General features: G+C 68.0%; 13 protein-coding genes and 1 tRNA gene. 11 read left to right on the top strand and 3 right to left on the bottom strand.

The annotated features are described in order from the left end of the window. Nucleotides 1-45: 45 nt before the first annotated feature. Nucleotides 46-123 (bottom strand) — tRNA-Leu (locus ACZOOI_RS21915). 112 nt (nucleotides 124-235) lie between these two features. On the opposite strand from ACZOOI_RS21915, the gene ACZOOI_RS21920 reads away from it, so the two are divergent. The 6 genes from ACZOOI_RS21920 (at nucleotide 236) to ACZOOI_RS21945 (ending at nucleotide 6,501) form a co-directional block, all read left to right on the top strand. Beyond that, nucleotides 236-856, top strand: coding sequence for an ANTAR domain-containing response regulator (locus ACZOOI_RS21920; protein ID WP_391582584.1), 621 nt, complete (start codon nucleotides 236-238; stop codon nucleotides 854-856). Nucleotides 857-1,069: 213 nt separating this feature from the next. After that, a complete protein-coding gene (locus ACZOOI_RS21925) occupies nucleotides 1,070-2,359 on the top strand; it encodes a branched-chain amino acid ABC transporter substrate-binding protein (protein ID WP_465277421.1) in 1,290 nt (429 codons plus the stop codon). 143 nt (nucleotides 2,360-2,502) lie between these two features. Further along, nucleotides 2,503-3,384 carry a branched-chain amino acid ABC transporter permease gene (locus ACZOOI_RS21930; RefSeq protein ID WP_465277422.1) on the top strand — a complete coding sequence of 294 codons (882 nt, stop codon included), beginning with the start codon at nucleotides 2,503-2,505 and terminating at the stop codon, nucleotides 3,382-3,384. After that, nucleotides 3,381-4,802, top strand: coding sequence for a branched-chain amino acid ABC transporter permease (locus ACZOOI_RS21935; protein WP_465277423.1), 1,422 nt, complete (start codon nucleotides 3,381-3,383; stop codon nucleotides 4,800-4,802). The genes ACZOOI_RS21930 and ACZOOI_RS21935 overlap by 4 nt, the downstream gene beginning before the upstream one ends. Next, entirely contained in the window at nucleotides 4,799-5,719 is a 921-nt protein-coding gene (locus ACZOOI_RS21940) for an ABC transporter ATP-binding protein (RefSeq protein WP_465277424.1), read from the top strand. Before ACZOOI_RS21935 ends, ACZOOI_RS21940 begins: the two co-directional genes overlap by 4 nt. 77 nt (nucleotides 5,720-5,796) lie before the next feature. Beyond that, nucleotides 5,797-6,501: an ABC transporter ATP-binding protein gene (locus ACZOOI_RS21945; protein ID WP_391583063.1), complete on the top strand. Its 705-nt coding sequence runs from the start codon at nucleotides 5,797-5,799 to the stop codon at nucleotides 6,499-6,501. Between the two features lie 58 nt (nucleotides 6,502-6,559). Here ACZOOI_RS21945 and ACZOOI_RS21950 read toward each other — a convergent pair whose 3' ends face one another. Further along, on the bottom strand, nucleotides 6,560-6,988 hold the full coding sequence (locus tag ACZOOI_RS21950; protein WP_391582579.1) for a hotdog fold thioesterase: 429 nt from the start codon (nucleotides 6,986-6,988) through the stop codon (nucleotides 6,560-6,562). Nucleotides 6,989-7,043: 55 nt separating this feature from the next. Here ACZOOI_RS21950 and polA point away from each other — a divergent pair, with 55 nt between their 5' ends. The 4 genes from polA to pgfA all read left to right on the top strand — a co-directional run bounded on the left by polA (nucleotide 7,044) and on the right by pgfA (nucleotide 12,466). Continuing rightward, a complete protein-coding gene (gene polA / locus ACZOOI_RS21955) occupies nucleotides 7,044-9,782 on the top strand; it encodes a DNA polymerase I (protein WP_465277425.1) in 2,739 nt (912 codons plus the stop codon). A gap of 119 nt (nucleotides 9,783-9,901) precedes the next feature. After that, nucleotides 9,902-11,104, top strand: a complete 1,203-nt coding sequence (locus tag ACZOOI_RS21960) for a lytic transglycosylase domain-containing protein (protein WP_465277426.1) — start codon at nucleotides 9,902-9,904, stop codon at nucleotides 11,102-11,104. A 126-nt stretch (nucleotides 11,105-11,230) separates the two neighbouring features. Continuing rightward, a complete protein-coding gene (locus ACZOOI_RS21965) occupies nucleotides 11,231-11,368 on the top strand; it encodes a hypothetical protein (RefSeq protein WP_465277427.1) in 138 nt (45 codons plus the stop codon). A gap of 69 nt (nucleotides 11,369-11,437) precedes the next feature. Beyond that, nucleotides 11,438-12,466 carry a cell envelope lipid trafficking protein PgfA gene (gene pgfA / locus ACZOOI_RS21970; protein ID WP_465277428.1) on the top strand — a complete coding sequence of 343 codons (1,029 nt, stop codon included), beginning with the start codon at nucleotides 11,438-11,440 and terminating at the stop codon, nucleotides 12,464-12,466. Nucleotides 12,467-12,469: 3 nt separating this feature from the next. Here pgfA and ACZOOI_RS21975 read toward each other — a convergent pair whose 3' ends face one another. After that, complete coding sequence (locus ACZOOI_RS21975) at nucleotides 12,470-13,336, bottom strand: class I SAM-dependent methyltransferase (RefSeq protein ID WP_465277429.1); 867 nt, start codon at nucleotides 13,334-13,336, stop codon at nucleotides 12,470-12,472. A gap of 279 nt (nucleotides 13,337-13,615) precedes the next feature. On the opposite strand from ACZOOI_RS21975, the gene rpsA reads away from it, so the two are divergent. Continuing rightward, on the top strand, nucleotides 13,616-15,103 hold the full coding sequence (gene rpsA, locus ACZOOI_RS21980) for a 30S ribosomal protein S1 (RefSeq protein ID WP_391582573.1): 1,488 nt from the start codon (nucleotides 13,616-13,618) through the stop codon (nucleotides 15,101-15,103). Nucleotides 15,104-15,288: the final 185 nt, after the last annotated feature.

The raw sequence follows: 15,288 nt of genomic DNA on the forward strand, positions 1-15,288 counted from the left end.
CTACTGATTCAGGTGTTCGAATCCGACTCACTCGATCGGACTAGTTGGTGCCCCGGGTCGGACTCGAACCGACACTGTATGGGTTTTGAATCCATTGCCTCATGCCAATTGGGCTACCGGGGCGGCTGAGCTGGGCACTTCGCCTGTTTGCGTGAGACCCAACACCTGCACGACGAACACCATACCGTGTCTCGGTACCCTCGTGTCCGCACCATTTCCCTGATCGAGGAGCGACGTGACCGCCGCCACGCAGCCGCCCGCCGCATCGCAGGACAGCCGCCGCGCCCGTGTCGTCATTGCCGAGGACGAGGCGCTGATCCGGCTCGATCTGAAAGAGATGTTGGAGGAAGAGGGGTATCACGTCGTCGGGGAGGCCGGGGACGGGCAGCGCGCCGTGGAGTTGGTCCACGAGTGTCGGCCTGACCTGGTCATCCTCGACGTGAAGATGCCGATACTGGACGGCATTTCGGCTGCCGAGCAGATTGCCCAGGCGCGGCTGGCGCCGGTGTTGATGCTGACCGCCTTCTCCCAGCGCGAGCTGGTCGAGCGGGCCCGGGACGCCGGTGCGATGGCGTATCTGGTCAAGCCGTTCACCAAGGGCGATCTCGTCCCGGCGATCGAGATGGCCGTCTCGCGGTACACCGAATTGGCCGCCCTGGAGCGTGAGGTCGGCGACCTCACCCAGCGGCTGGAGACGCGCAAGCTGGTGGACCGGGCCAAGAGCGTGCTCCAGGAGAAGTACGGAATGTCCGAGCCCGAGGCGTTCCGCTGGATCCAGAAGGCCTCGATGGATCGCCGGATGTCGATGCGCACCGTGGCCGAGGTCGTGGTGTCCGGAGGCGACGTCGCCGACTGACCCAGCCGTACCCATACCCCAACGAACCCGTCCGGTTGCTGGCAAACCGGACGGGTTCGTTGTTTTTCCGGCACCCGATGATCATATTTGATCACTTTGGACCGTAACAATTCGTTCACTGTTTCTTTTGGATTACATCTGGTTACGGGCGCATCACATCTCAGTCGGCGGACTGCCGCTGCCCTTCCGGCCGGACTACATTCCGGGCACCGCATGTTCATCGCGGTTTGTGAAGGCGCCCCGATGCGGGCTCCGAACTTTTTCTACAAGGGGTTGGGGTTTGCTGTGCTCAAGCGACGCGTGATCAAAATCGCGCTGCCCATCGCGGCAGCGGCACTCGTGCTTTCCGCGTGCGGCAGTGACGATGACGACGACAAGAAGAAGGACGGTGGCAGCACCGCTCCCGGCAACAGCGGCGGCGGTAACAAGCCGACCTGGACGATAGGTTTCCAAGCGGGGCTCTCGGGGGAGAATGCCCAGCTTGGCATCAACGAAGAGAACGGCGCTCGGCTTGCCGTCGAGCAGGCCAACGCGAAGGGCGATCTTCCCTTCACGCTCAAGTTCAAGACCTCGGACGACGAGGCGTCGGAGACCAAATCGGTCTCCGCGGCGCAGAAGCTGATCGACGACAACAACGTTGTTGCCGTTGTCGGCCCCGCCTTCTCCGGCCCGACCAAGGCCGCGTCGCCGAACTACGCCAAGGCGAAGCTCGCCACGGTGTCTCCGTCGGCGACCAACCCTTCCCTGACGAACGCGGAGAACAATTTCACCGCGTTCCTGCGCGGCGCGCCGAACGACAACGCGCAGGGCGGCGGGATGGCGAAGTACCTGTCGAAGAAGCTTCAGGTCAAGAAGGTCTTCGTCGTCGACGACAAGACCGAGTACGGCGTGGGTCTGTCGAAGGTCGCCAAGGACGAGCTGGCCAAGGCCGGCGTCCAGGTCGTCTCGGACAGCGTGCCGAAGGCGACCCCGGACTACGGTCCGATCTCCACGAAGATCAAGAACTCCGGCGCGGACGCCATGATCTACGCGGGCTACTACCAGGACGGCGCGCCGTTCGCGAAGAAGCTCAAGGAGGCCGGGTTCACCGGTCCCAAGTTCTCCGGTGACGGCACCAACGACGCGCAGTTCGTCTCGCTCGCCGGGGACGCCGCGAACGACTGGTTCCTGACCTGCCCGTGCGCCGACGCGAACGTCGAGGCGGCCACGAAGCAGTTCACCGAGGACTACAAGAAGCGCTTCAACACGAACCCGAGCACCTACTCGGCGGAGTCGTTCGACATCGCCAACCTGGTGATCGACCAGATGAAGTCGTTCGGCGCGGAGAAGATCACCCGCGAGGCGATGCTCACCAAGCTCAAGGGTGCGTCGTACAAGGGTCTGACCAAGACCTTCAAGTTCAAGTCGAACGGTGAATTCGACGGCGCGACCACCTTCATCTACCAGGTGAAGGGCGGCAAGATCGGCTACATGGGCGACATCGACCAGCTCGTGGGCGGCTGACCCGTCGATCGGGGCAGCGCTACCTGACGATCGGGCCCGGGTCTTCCCGGAGTTTTCGGGAAGACCCGGGCCCGTCCGGTTTTCTTGAGGAAGCTTTCCTTATGCAACCTGATGAAATCCTGGATTACCTTATTCCAGGGATCATGCTCGGTGCGTTGTACGCGGTGATCGCCATCGGCTACACCCTGGTCTATGGCGTTCTGCAACTCATCAACTTCGCACACAGCGAAGTCTTCATGGTGGGCGCCTATTCGGCGTTGCTCGCCTTGACCTGGATCGACCCGAGCAGCAATCCGACGACGTTCATGTCGGTGTTGTTGGTCGCGGCCGGTCTGGCCGTTTCCGGTACCGCCGGCGCGGCCACGGCCTTTACGCTGGAAAAGGTCGCGTACAGACCACTCAGACGCAGGAACGCGCCTCGCCTCGCGTTCCTGATCAGCGCGATCGGGGCGTCCTACTTCCTGCAGAACCTGGCAGGGAAGTTGTTCGGTCGCGACTCGCGCGCACTGCCGACGGTGTTCGAGAACAAGAAGGTCTTCTCGGTCTTCGGCACCCAGGTCACCATCCTGCAGCTGCTCATCGTTTGTGCGGCCGTGCTGATGATGGTCGGCCTGGACTACCTGGTGAACCGCACCAAGCTGGGCTCGGGTATCCGGGCGGTGGCGCAGGACGCCGAGACGGCGGGCCTGATGGGTGTGGACATCGACAAGGTGATCTCGCGGACGTTCATCATCGGCGGGTTCATGGGCGGTATCGCCGGCTTCCTGTTCGGCCTGCATCTGCAGCTGTCGTTCACGATGGGCTTCCTGCCCGGCATCACCGCGTTCGCGGCGGCCGTGGTCGGCGGGGTCGGCAACATTCGCGGCGCGATGATGGGCGGCATGCTGCTCGGCATCGTCGAGAGCTTCTCGTCGCCCATCTTCGGTGAGTCGTGGCGGTACGTCAGTGCCTTCGCGGTGCTGGTCCTGGTGCTGATGTTCCGGCCGACCGGCATCCTGGGCGAGCGCTTGGGGAGGTCGGCGTGACCACGACGACGAAGGAACGCGATCTCGCGCCGACCGGGTCGGCGCTGGCCAAGCTGCGGCGCAAGCGCTGGTATCAGCAGCCGATGTTCGGCCGACTGGTCGGGACCGTCGCCGCGGCCGTGTTGCTGGACGTGATGAGCGGTCCGCAGGGCAGCCGCGAGGACGTGTTCTTCTCGCTGGACAAGACCCTCGGGTCGATGCGCCTGGTGTGGTGGATCCTCGGTGCGGTGGTGTTGTGGGCGGTCCTGGAGTTCGCCAAGCCGCTGTACAACCGTCACCTGGCGACGAGCGTGGGCCCGCTGGAGCGTTTCCACGCGCCGGTGACCGGTCCGGTGAAGGGGCTGATCGCGCAGACCCGGGCGACCTCGGCGAATCTGCGTCGGATCGTCTGGGTCCGGATCGGCTTCTCGGTCGTGGTGATCGGCCTGCTGATCCTGCTGCCGAACATGCTGTCCACCTTCTGGAACCAGGTTCTGGTCAACGAGGTGGCGATCTACGTCCTGCTCGCGATCGGTCTGAACGTGGTGATCGGCTGGGCGGGTCTGTTGGACCTGGGCTTCATCGCGTTCTTCGCGATCGGCGCGTACAGCACGGCGTACTGGACCGGCGCCATGCCGGTGGATCCGCCGTTCACGCTGAACGCGTTCCTGGTGATCCCGGTCGCGGTGGCCACGTGTCTGCTGGCCGGGCTGTTGCTCGGCGCGCCGACGCTGCGGCTGCGCGGTGACTACCTGGCGATCGTGACGCTGGGCTTCCACGAGATCATCTACCTGATCGCCAAGAACGCGGACGGGTTCACCAACGGTCCGCGCGGGGTCCAGGGCATCTCGAACTTCGGGGTGCACGTCGGTCCGATCGACTACGACTGGGAACTGGATCCGGTGCCCTACTGGTACCTGCTGATCGGCATCGCGACGGTCCTGATCATCGCGTTCCTGCGGTTGGAGCACTCCCGGGTCGGTCGGGCCTGGACCGCGATCCGCGAGGACGAGGTGGCCGCGTCGGCCACCGGTGTGCCGACGGTGAAGTTCAAGTTGATGGCGTTCGCGATCGGCGCGTCCACGTCCGGCATCGCCGGTGTGGCGTACGCGAGCAAGGCCCGGTTCATCAGCCCGGAGAGCTTCCTGCTGCTGTTCTCGGTGCTGGTGGTGGCGTACGTCATCTTCGGCGGCATGGGTTCGCTGTGGGGCGTCATCATCGGGACGGCGTTCCTGGCCTGGCTGCCGCAGTACATGAAGGACTGGGTCAACCCGAACGACCGATTCATGTACCTGGGCGCGTTGTTGATCATCATGATGATCTACCGCCCGCAGGGCCTGATTCCCTCGGTTCGGCGCAAGCGCGAGTTGAGCATGGCCAAGGCGGGTCTCGGCGACGCGGATGCGATGTCGGAGCCGGCCGGCGGGAGGATGACGTGAGCATCACCACGACGAAGGCGGACGACCGGCCGCGGGTGGACCCCGAGGACCAGGTCATGCGGGTGCGCGGGGTCACGCTGCGCTTCGGCGGCCTGGTGGGTCTGTCCGACGTGGCGTTGGACCTGCACCGAGGCGAGATCCTCGCGGTGATCGGCCCCAACGGTGCGGGCAAGACGTCGTTGTTCAACTCGTTGACCGGGATGTACGTCCCGCAGGAAGGCAGCATCGTGCTGCGCGACCGGGCGGGTGGCGAGCATTCGCTCAAGGGCCGCAAGCCGCACCTGGTGAACCGGCTGGGCGTGGCCCGTACGTTCCAGAACATTCGCCTGTTCGGCGCGCTCACCGCGCTGGAGAACGTGAAGATCGCGGCGGAGACCCGGCAGAAGGCCGGGCCGGTGTCGATCATGCTGGGCCTGCCGAACGCGCGTCGCGAGGATCGCGAGAGCGACCAGCGGGCGCTGGAGCTGCTGCACTTCGTGGGCCTGGACGGGATGCTCAACGAGTTGGCCGCGTCGCTGTCGTACGGCCAGCAGCGCAGTCTGGAGATCGCCCGCGCGCTGGCCACCGATCCGCAGGTGCTGCTCCTGGACGAGCCGGCGGCGGGCACCAACCCGACCGAGAAGCTCGACCTGGAGGTGTTGATCCGCCGGATCAACCGCGAGCTGGGCATCAGCGTGCTGCTGATCGAGCACGACATGCGGCTGGTGATGTCGGTTGCGGACCGGGTCACGGTGCTCAACTTCGGCAAGGTGATCGCGTCCGGCTCGCCGGCCGAGGTGCAGCGCAACCCCGAGGTCGTCGCGGCCTATCTGGGGGCCGAGATGGCCGCCGAGATGGTCGCGGCCTCGGACGCCGAGGCGGCGAACGGGTCGGACGGTACGGTCCCCGCGCAGCGGGACGGGGAGGAGCAGCGATGAGCGCCGCCGAGTCCGAGGGCGCGGATGCGGTCGGGCTGACCAAGCCGACCGCGACCGCGACGACGCCGCGGAAGAAGATGCTGGAGCTGGACGATCTGCACGTGTTCTACGGCGCCATCCAGGCGTTGAAGGGCGTGCACATCGAGGTGAACGAGGGCGAGATCGTGGCTCTGCTCGGTGCCAACGGCGCGGGCAAGACCACGACGCTGCGCACCATCTCGGGGTTGCTCACGCCGCGCGAGGGCGAGGTGCGCTGGCGGGGCGAGCGGATCGACGGGGTGCCCGCCCACCATGTGGTGGGGTTGGGCATCGGGCACTCTCCGGAGGGTCGTCGGGTGTTCCCGGCGATGACCGTCACGGAGAACCTGAACATGGGTGCCTACCGGTTCAAGTCGGTGCCCAGGGCCGAGCTGGATCGGGTGTTCGAGTTGTTCCCGCGGTTGGCCGAGCGGCGTACCCAGCTTGCGGGCACGCTGTCGGGTGGCGAGCAGCAGATGCTGGCGATCGGGCGGGCGTTGATGGGGCAGCCGAAGCTGCTGCTCCTGGACGAGCCGTCGATGGGTCTGGCGCCGCTGATCGTGGCGCAGATCTTCGACATCATCCGGGAGATCAACGAGCAGGGCACCACGGTGTTGCTGGTCGAGCAGAACGCGGCGCAGGCGTTGCGCCTGGCCCACCGCGGCTATGCGCTGGAGACCGGTTCGGTGGTGTTGTCCGGCCCGGCCGATCAGCTGTTGTCGGATCCGAAGGTGCGCGAGGCGTATCTGGGCGAGGGCGCGTAGCCCGGTGCCGCGCGGCGGAGGGGGTCGGCCCCTTCGCCGCGCGGTGTCGCGTGCGGGGTCAGGCGCGCTTGATCATGCAGCTCAGTCGTGCGGTGCAGACCCGCTTGTCGTCCTCGTCGGTGATCACGATCTCGTAGGTGGCCAGCGACCGGCCCAGGTGCACGGGGGTTGCCACGCCGGTGACCAGGCCGGACTTGGCCGAGCGGTGGTGGGTGGCGTTGATCTCGATGCCCAGGGTGATCGCGTCCTTGCCGGCGTGCAGCGCGGAGCCCACCGAGCCGAGGGTCTCGGCCAGGACGCAGGACGCGCCGCCGTGCAGCAGGCCGTAGGGCTGGGTGTTGCCCTTGACCGGCATGGTGGCGACCAGCCGCTGGGCGGAGGCTTCGACGAATTCGATGCCCATGCGGTCGGAGAGGGTTTCCCGGGTGCCGATGTTCATGAACGCCAGGACCTCGTCGAGGTTGGGCTGCGGGGTCTGGTCGGGCATGGGGTGCTCCTCCGGGTACATGGTTGTGTCGGCCTGACAGCCTAGGATCGCGGTCGTGGCAGCGACTCAGACCCCCCAGACCTCCGTTCCCGCCGGTTCCCGGCCGCGACTTCTGCTCCTCGACGGGCATTCGTTGGCATACCGGGCGTTCTATGCGCTCAAGGAAGCGTCGATGAGTACCGCGACGGGCCAGCCGACCCAGGCGGTCTACGGGTTCACGTCGATGCTGGTGAACGTGCTGCGCGACGAGGCGCCGACCCATCTGGGCGTGGCGTTCGACGTGTCCCGGCAGTCGTTTCGCACCGAGGAGTTCCCGGACTACAAGGCGAACCGGTCGGAGACTCCGGAGGAGTTCAAGGGCCAGGTCGAGCTGATCGTCGAGGAGCTGCACGCGATGGGCGTGCCCACCTTGCGGGTGGCGGGCTTCGAGGCGGACGACGTGATCGCCACGCTGGCGACCCGGGCCGCGGCCGAGGGCTTCGAGGTGTTGATCCTCACCGGTGACCGGGACGCGTTGCAGTTGGTCACGCCGGACGTCACGGTGCTGTATCCGATGATGGGTGTGAGCAAGCTGCACCGGTTCACCCCGGAGGCGGTCGAGGAGAAGTACGGGTTGACCCCGGCGCAGTATCCCGACTTCGCGGCGCTGCGCGGCGACCCGAGCGACAACCTGCCGGGTATCCCGGGGGTGGGCGAGAAGACGGCCGCGAAGTGGATTCGCGAGTTCGGTTCGTTCGCCGATCTGATGGAGCGTGCGGACGAGGTCAAGGGCAAGGCCGGGCAGAACCTGCGCGACCACCTGGACAACGTCAAGCTGAACCGGCGGCTGACCGAGCTGGTGCGCGAGGTGGAGCTGGAGGTGACGCCCGCCGATCTGGAGCGCAAGCCGTTCGACCGGGCGGCGATCGAGGTGGTGCTGGACACGCTGGAGTTCCGCAACACCAACTTCCGCGATCGGCTGTGGGCGGTGGATCCGGGTCTGGTGCCCGAGGTGATCGAGGCGGAGCCGGGTTTCGAGCTGGACACCACGGTGGTCGAGCCGGGCGGGCTGACCGCGTGGCTGGAGGAGCACGCGGCGGGTGCGGGGCGGACCGGGCTCGCGGTGGAGGGTTCGTGGGGGCGCGGGACCGGCGAGGTCAAGGGCCTGGCGTTCGCCGCGGCGGACGGCGCGGCGGCGTTCATGGACCCGCTGGGCATGGACGAGAACGACGACGCGGCGTTGGCGGCCTGGTTGGCGGATCCGCAGCGGACCAAGGCGGTGCACGACGCGAAGGGTCCGATCCTGGCGTTGGCCGCGCACGGCTGGGCGCTGTGGGGGGTGACCAGCGACACCGCGCTGGGCGCGTATCTGGTGTTGCCCGGTCAGCGCTCGTTCGCCCTGGAGACGCTGGTCGAGCGGTTCCTGGGCCGTGAGTTGAAGCTGGATCAGAGCGGCTCGGGGGATGGGCAGCTCGCGCTGGACATGTCGGATCAGGAGGACGCGGAGCCGGGTGCGGCGCTGATGCTGGCCGCGCGGGCCGTGGTGGACCTGGCCGCGGCGTTGGACGTCGAACTGGCCGCCAAGGGTGGCCTGGAACTGCTCCAGGACATGGAGTTGCCGCTGCTGCCGGTGCTCGCGCAGATGGAGCAGTTCGGCATCGCGGCCGATCTGCCCTACCTGGAGTCGCTCCAGGAGCAGTTCGCGGCGGCGGTGAAGCAGGCGACCGAAGAGGCGCATGCGGCGGTGGGCCACGAGTTCAACCTGGGTTCGCCCAAGCAGTTGCAGGAGATCCTGTTCAACGAGCTGGGCCTGCCCAAGACGAAGAAGATCAAGACCGGCTTCACCACCGACGCGGACGCGTTGACCTGGCTGGCCGCCCAGACCGACAACGAACTCCCGGTGATCCTGCTGCGGCACCGCGATCAGACCCGGCTGCGCACCACGGTCGAGGGTCTGATCAAGACGGTCGCGGACGACGCGCGCATCCACACCACGTTCAACCAGACGGTGGCGGCCACGGGCCGGTTGTCCTCGCAGGACCCGAACCTGCAGAACATTCCGATCCGGACCGAGGAGGGGCGGCTGATCCGGCGCTCATTCGTGGTCGGGGCGGGCTTCGAGGGGCTGTTGACCGCGGACTACAGCCAGATCGAGCTGCGGATCATGGCCCACCTGTCCCAGGACGCGGCGCTGATCGAGGCGTTCACCTCGGGCGAGGACCTGCACTCGACGATGGCCGCGCAGGTGTTCTCGGTGGCCCCGGAGGCGGTGGACCACGCGCTGCGCAGCAAGATCAAGGCGATGTCGTACGGATTGGCGTACGGGCTCTCCGCGTTCGGCCTGTCCCAGCAGTTGGACATCGAACCGGCCGAGGCGCGCGGCCTGATGGAGACCTACTTCGAGCGTTTCGGCGGGGTGCGGGACTACCTGCACAAGGTGGTCGAGGAGGCCCGGCAGACCGGCTACACCGAGACCGTGTTCGGCCGCCGGCGCTACCTGCCGGATCTGACCAGCGACAACCGGCAGCGCCGCGAGATGGCCGAGCGGATGGCGCTGAACGCGCCGATCCAGGGTTCGGCGGCGGACATCGTCAAGGTCGCGATGCTCAAGGTGGATCGGGCCATGCGGGAGGAGAAGCTGGCCTCGCGGATACTGCTCCAGGTCCACGACGAACTGGTCCTGGAGGTGGCGCCGGGCGAGCGGGAGCGGTTGGAGGCGCTGGTGCGTCGGGAGATGGCCGGCGCGTATCCGCTGCGCACTCCGCTGGACGTCTCGGTCGGTTTCGGGCCGAACTGGGAGGACGCGGGTCACTGATCGTGAACCGGTGCGCCGTGGGGGTGGAGAGCCGGCCGAAGCCGGCATAGGTTCGCACGGGTCACCGGTGTACGACGCCGGCCGGCAGAGTCGAACTTGCGCACAGAGGGGGGAGCTTCGTGGAAGAGGCCGAGTCGGGGCCCGATCCGCAGAAGCCGGGCACGCCGGACGAGGTCGCGGTCGAGTCGGCGGCGGAGTCGATATCCGCCGCCGCTCCCGTGCCGAAGCCCGGGCCCGAGGCGACGGCAGGCGCGGCACAGGCGCCGGAGCGGCGCAGACGGATCCTGAATCCGTGGCTGGGCAGTGCGGCGGCGATCCTGGTGGTGCTGGCCTGCGGTGCGGCGGTGCAGTCCCCGTTCACCATGGTCACCGCGCACCGGGTGCCCACGTCGGACCTGCCGCGGTTGTCCGATCCGGCGCCGGCCGACGGCACGTCGGCGAACGGCGGCGGGCCGAGCCACTTCGAACTGCCGCCGCCGGTCGTGCCGGCCGCGTTGCCGGGGGCGCCGACCACGTCCGCGCCGGCCACCGCTCCCGCTTCCGGGACGCCGACCGCGTCGGCGGGCACCCGGGGCACCACCGCGACCGGCACCGGCGGCATCCCGCAGACGGTGCTGCTGGCCTATCAGCAGGCCGCCTCCAACCTGGCCCGGATGGACCCGGGCTGCAAGCTGCCGTGGACGCTGCTCGCGGGCATCGGCCGGGTCGAGTCGGAGCACGCGTACGGCGGCAACGTGACCGTGGACGGCACGGCGGTCACCCCGATCCTGGGGCCGCGGCTGGACGGCGGCCCGTGGGCGCGGATCACCGACACCGACGGCGGTCGCTACGACTTCGACACCGAGTTCGACCGCGCGGTGGGCCCGATGCAGTTCATCCCGTCCACGTGGAAGAGCTGGGGCATGGACGGCAACCGGGACGGCCGGATCAACCCGCAGAACGTCTTCGACGCGACCTTGACCGCGGGCCGCTACCTGTGCGCGGGCAACCGGGACCTGTCCACCGGCGCGGGACTGAACGCGGCGATCCTCTCGTACAACCATTCGACCGAATACGTGCGCAACGTGATGTCCTGGATGACGTACTACGCGACCGGCGCGCGGTCCGTCCCGGACGCGCGGCAGCCCACGGCGAAGCAGACCCCGACGCCGAAGCAGACCACCACCAAGCCGACGCCGAACAAGCCGGCGAGCAGCCCGGCGACGAGCCGGTCGGTGAGCGCGTCCGGTTCGGTGGCGCCCTCGACGTCGGCCGGGACACCCGACCCGGGGGATTCGGCGAACGCGTCGGCCACGACGTCGCAAACCGCTCCCGCGCGGTAGCCATACCCGGTGGTCGGAATCCACCGGGCAGGAAACGGGAACCTGTTCTCGTTATTTGCTACCGTGCCCCATCGTCGACCGTCCGGTGCGACGGCCGAGGCAGCAGCAGGAAGGTGGGACCGCCACATGCGTTCCTTCGCAGCGGTCGTGGTCGGGGCGCTCCTGGCGGTGGGAGCCGCGTTCGCGCTGAACGCGTGCGCCGTGGGTGATCCCGCCCCGGTGCACAAGCCGCTCCAGGTCACCAGCCCGCCCGCGCACCCCTGACCCGGATGCGGCGTTCCCGAGCGGCGGCGCGAATCCGTACCCGGTTCCATCGTCAAGGGGTCCACCTCGATGCGTCGTAAGTCCGGTTTGATCCTGCTGGTCGCGGCGGTGTTCTGCGTGGCCATGGCGCCGCTGCTGCGCGAGTTCGTCTTCCCGAAACTGGTCGCCAAGGCACTGGCCGGCGAGGACGCCTACCGGGTCCTGGTGCTGGACGCGAACAACGCCACCCTCCTGGGCGCGCCCGAGGGCCCGGGCAAGGCCAAGGTCACCGCGATCCAGACGATCCGACCGGACGCGAAGGCGGCCGAGGACGGCACGGTGGTGTGGGACCTGAACCTGGCCGTCCTGGACAGCACCGGCAAGGTGGTCGCCCAACTCCCCGAGCGCTACGCGTTCCAGGCGGCCGGCCAGATTCCCCGGAACTGCTGCGGCGAATCGGTCGACGGCGCCCCCGCCGCGCACACCGGGCTCGCCTACAAGTGGCCGTTCTTCACCGGCAAGCGCGACTACAACTACTACGACTCACAGGCGCACAGCGCGAACGTGATCTCGTACAAGGGCACCGAGAAGCGCGGCGGGCTGCAGACCTACCGCTTCGAGCAGCAGGTGCCGTGGATGAAGATCCCGATGCCCAAGCAGCTCCCGGGCGGCCTGGACCCGGTCGCGATCGAGAAGGAGGGCATGCAGCTCTGGTACACCGCGACCCGCAAGATGTGGGTCGAGCCGGTCACCGGCATCCCGGTGTACCTGGAGGAGACCCGCAAGGAGGAACTGCGCACCTCCCCGCCCGCCGACGACCCGAACGCCGAGCCGGTGGTCACCAAGGTCTTCGAGGGCACCTTCGTCCCCCGCCCGGCATGGTCCGAGAAACTGATCGCCGACGCCAAGAGCCACAGCGAAAAGCTCCGCGCCATCCACGACACCATCCCCCTGGCGCTGCTGGTGCTCGGCGTCGTCCTCTTCCTGCTCGCCGTGGCCCTGCAATTCATCGCCGACCACAAATCCCGCCCGAAGCCGTCCCCCGCCAGGCCGACCGAGGACACCACCGAGACCGAAGCGGCCGCGGCCACGCCGGTGGCCGGCGAGGGCACCCGTTAGCGATCAGCCCTTGTCGCACACGAAGATCGCCGTGCCCGGCAACAGCCGGCCGCGCAGCGGGCTCCAGCCGCCCCAGATCGAGTCCAGGTCCTGCGGCCATTCCGGTTCCACGAGGTCGGTGAGGCGAAAGCCCGCGCCGACCACCTCGCGTACCCGGTCGCCCAGCGTGCGGTGCTGCTCGACGTAGGTCGCCCGTCCGGTGTGGTCCTGCTCCACGTACGGCGTCGTGTCGAAGTACGAGGTCACCGCGGTCAGCCCCTCGGGCCCCGGCTCGTCGGGGAAGGCCCAGCGCACGGGGTGGGTGATCGAGAAGACCCAGCGCCCGCCCGGCCGCAACACCCGGAACACCTCGCGCATGATGCCCGCGCCGTCCGGGCTGAACGGCAGCGCCCCGTACGCGGAGAACGCCAGGTCGAAGCTCGCGTCGGCGAACGGCAGTCGCGCCGCGTCGGCCTGCACCACCGGCACCCGGGTGCCGTGCTCGGCGTCCAGCCGCCGCGAGTGCTGGAGCTGACGCAGGGACAGGTCCAGCGCGATCGGGAAGGCGCCGCGCGCGAGCAGCCGGCGCGAACACTGCGCCGCACCCGCGCCGACCTCCAGGACGGTGCGCCCCTCGACCGGGCCCAGCAGCTGGGCGCGGTCCTCGTCCAGCCCCTCGGGACACCACGTGAAGCGCGCGTCGCCGAGGAAGTCGCCGTGCTCGACCTGGTACTCGTCGGCGTTCGCGTCCCACCACTGCCGGCCCGCCCGCACGCTCTCCACCAGGCTTACCTTGCGCCGCACCGCGTCGTCGCCGTCGTCGGGTTCGTCCGGGTCGACGTACCGCGCCGCGAGGGACGCATGCGGGTCGTGGGAAGTGGGGCGGTTCACAGGGCTCCAGACACTGCGGGCGGGCACGGACGCGCGTAGGGTACTCCCTTCGGGACGTCCCGGTTGACCCCATGCATCCCGTGCGCGTTGACCGCACCCGGTCGGCCCCGTATGCTGCAAGTTGCGCCGCGGGCCTGCGTGAACTCAGACGGAGCAGGTCGCGCTCACCTTTGTCGATCCCACGCCATCCTCTTGCATGGTCGCGGGCGTCGGGGGCGAAACCGGGTCCACAAGCGTGTTTGAAAACGACTTCTGTCCGTACCCGGAGCCCTTACCCACATGACGAGCAGCACCGAGGCCACGCCCAGCACCACCCCGCAGGTGGCGGTCAACGACATCGGCTCCGAGGAAGACTTCCTCGCAGCGATCGATGAGACGATCAAGTACTTCAACGACGGCGACATCGTGGATGGCGTGATCGTCAAGGTCGACCGGGACGAGGTCCTGCTCGACATCGGTTACAAGACCGAAGGCGTCATCCCGTCCCGCGAGCTTTCCATCAAGCACGACGTGGACCCCCACGAGGTTGTCACTGTCGGTGACCACATCGAGGCCTTGGTTCTCCAGAAGGAGGACAAGGAAGGCCGCCTGATCCTCTCGAAGAAGCGGGCTCAGTACGAGCGCGCTTGGGGCACCATCGAGAAGATCAAGGAAGAAGACGGCATCGTCACCGGTACCGTCATCGAGGTCGTCAAGGGTGGTCTCATCCTGGACATCGGCCTCCGCGGCTTCCTCCCGGCCTCGCTGGTCGAGATGCGTCGTGTGCGTGACCTCCAGCCGTACGTGGGCAAGGAGCTCGAAGCCAAGATCATCGAGCTGGACAAGAACCGCAACAACGTGGTCCTGTCCCGCCGTGCCTGGCTCGAGCAGACCCAGTCCGAGGTGCGTCAGACCTTCCTCACGACCCTGCAGAAGGGTCAGGTCCGCACGGGCGTCGTGTCCTCGATCGTCAACTTCGGTGCGTTCGTGGACCTCGGCGGCGTCGACGGTCTCGTGCACGTCTCCGAGCTGTCCTGGAAGCACATCGACCACCCGTCCGAGGTTGTCGAGGTCGGCCAGGAAGTCACCGTCGAGGTCCTCGACGTGGACATGGACCGCGAGCGCGTCTCCCTGTCGCTGAAGGCGACCCAGGAAGACCCGTGGCAGCAGTTCGCCCGGACGCACCAGATCGGTCAGGTCGTTCCCGGCAAGGTCACCAAGCTCGTTCCGTTCGGTGCGTTCGTCCGCGTGGACGAGGGCATCGAGGGTCTGGTGCACATCTCCGAGCTGGCCGAGCGCCACGTGGAGATCCCGGAGCAGGTCGTCCAGGTCGGCGACGAGATCTTCGTCAAGGTCATCGACATCGACCTCGAGCGTCGCCGCATCAGCCTCTCGCTGAAGCAGGCCAACGAGGCGTTCGGCGCGGACCCGGCCACGGCCGAGTTCGACCCGACCCTCTACGGCATGGCCGCGACGTACGACGACTCGGGCAACTACATCTACCCCGAGGGCTTCGACCCGGAGACCAACGACTGGCTCGAGGGCTTCGACAAGCAGCGCGAGGAGTGGGAGAAGCAGTACGCCGACGCCCAGGCGCGCTTCGAGTCGCACCAGCAGCAGGTCGTCAAGGCTCGCGAGGCCGAGGCGGAGGCCGTGGCCGGCGAAGCCGCGGGCGCGTACTCCTCGGGCGGTGACGACGAGGTCGAGGCCGACACCACCGGTGGCGCCCTGGCTTCCGACGAGGCGCTCGCCGCGCTCCGCGAGAAGCTGGCCGGCGGCCAGAGCTGACCTCGGTCGGCCCCGCCGAAGCAGTGCTCGATGTGATCCGCCGGTAGCGATACCGGCGGATGGAAAGGCCCCACTTCCCTTCGGGGAGGTGGGGCCTTTCGGCTTTCCCGGTGCGAGCGCGCGAACGGGACTAGGGTCTGTTCTCGATCCCGCGTCGTGGTACTCGGCGGGGATCGAAGACGGGC

Source organism: Embleya sp. L77, from assembly GCF_055557415.1.

Bases quoted from the DNA above. Each gene is read 5' to 3' on its own strand.
- ACZOOI_RS21925 (WP_465277421.1), top strand. From the start codon at position 1,070: ATGTTCATCGCGGTTTGTGAAGGCGCCCCGATGCGGGCTCCGAACTTT.
- rpsA (WP_391582573.1), top strand. From the start codon at position 13,616: ATGACGAGCAGCACCGAGGCCACGCCCAGCACCACCCCGCAGGTGGCG.
- ACZOOI_RS21945 (WP_391583063.1), top strand. From the start codon at position 5,797: ATGCTGGAGCTGGACGATCTGCACGTGTTCTACGGCGCCATCCAGGCG.
- ACZOOI_RS21930 (WP_465277422.1), top strand. From the start codon at position 2,503: ATGCTCGGTGCGTTGTACGCGGTGATCGCCATCGGCTACACCCTGGTC.
- ACZOOI_RS21950 (WP_391582579.1), bottom strand. From the start codon at position 6,988: ATGCCCGACCAGACCCCGCAGCCCAACCTCGACGAGGTCCTGGCGTTC.
- pgfA (WP_465277428.1), top strand. From the start codon at position 11,438: ATGCGTCGTAAGTCCGGTTTGATCCTGCTGGTCGCGGCGGTGTTCTGC.
- ACZOOI_RS21965 (WP_465277427.1), top strand. From the start codon at position 11,231: ATGCGTTCCTTCGCAGCGGTCGTGGTCGGGGCGCTCCTGGCGGTGGGA.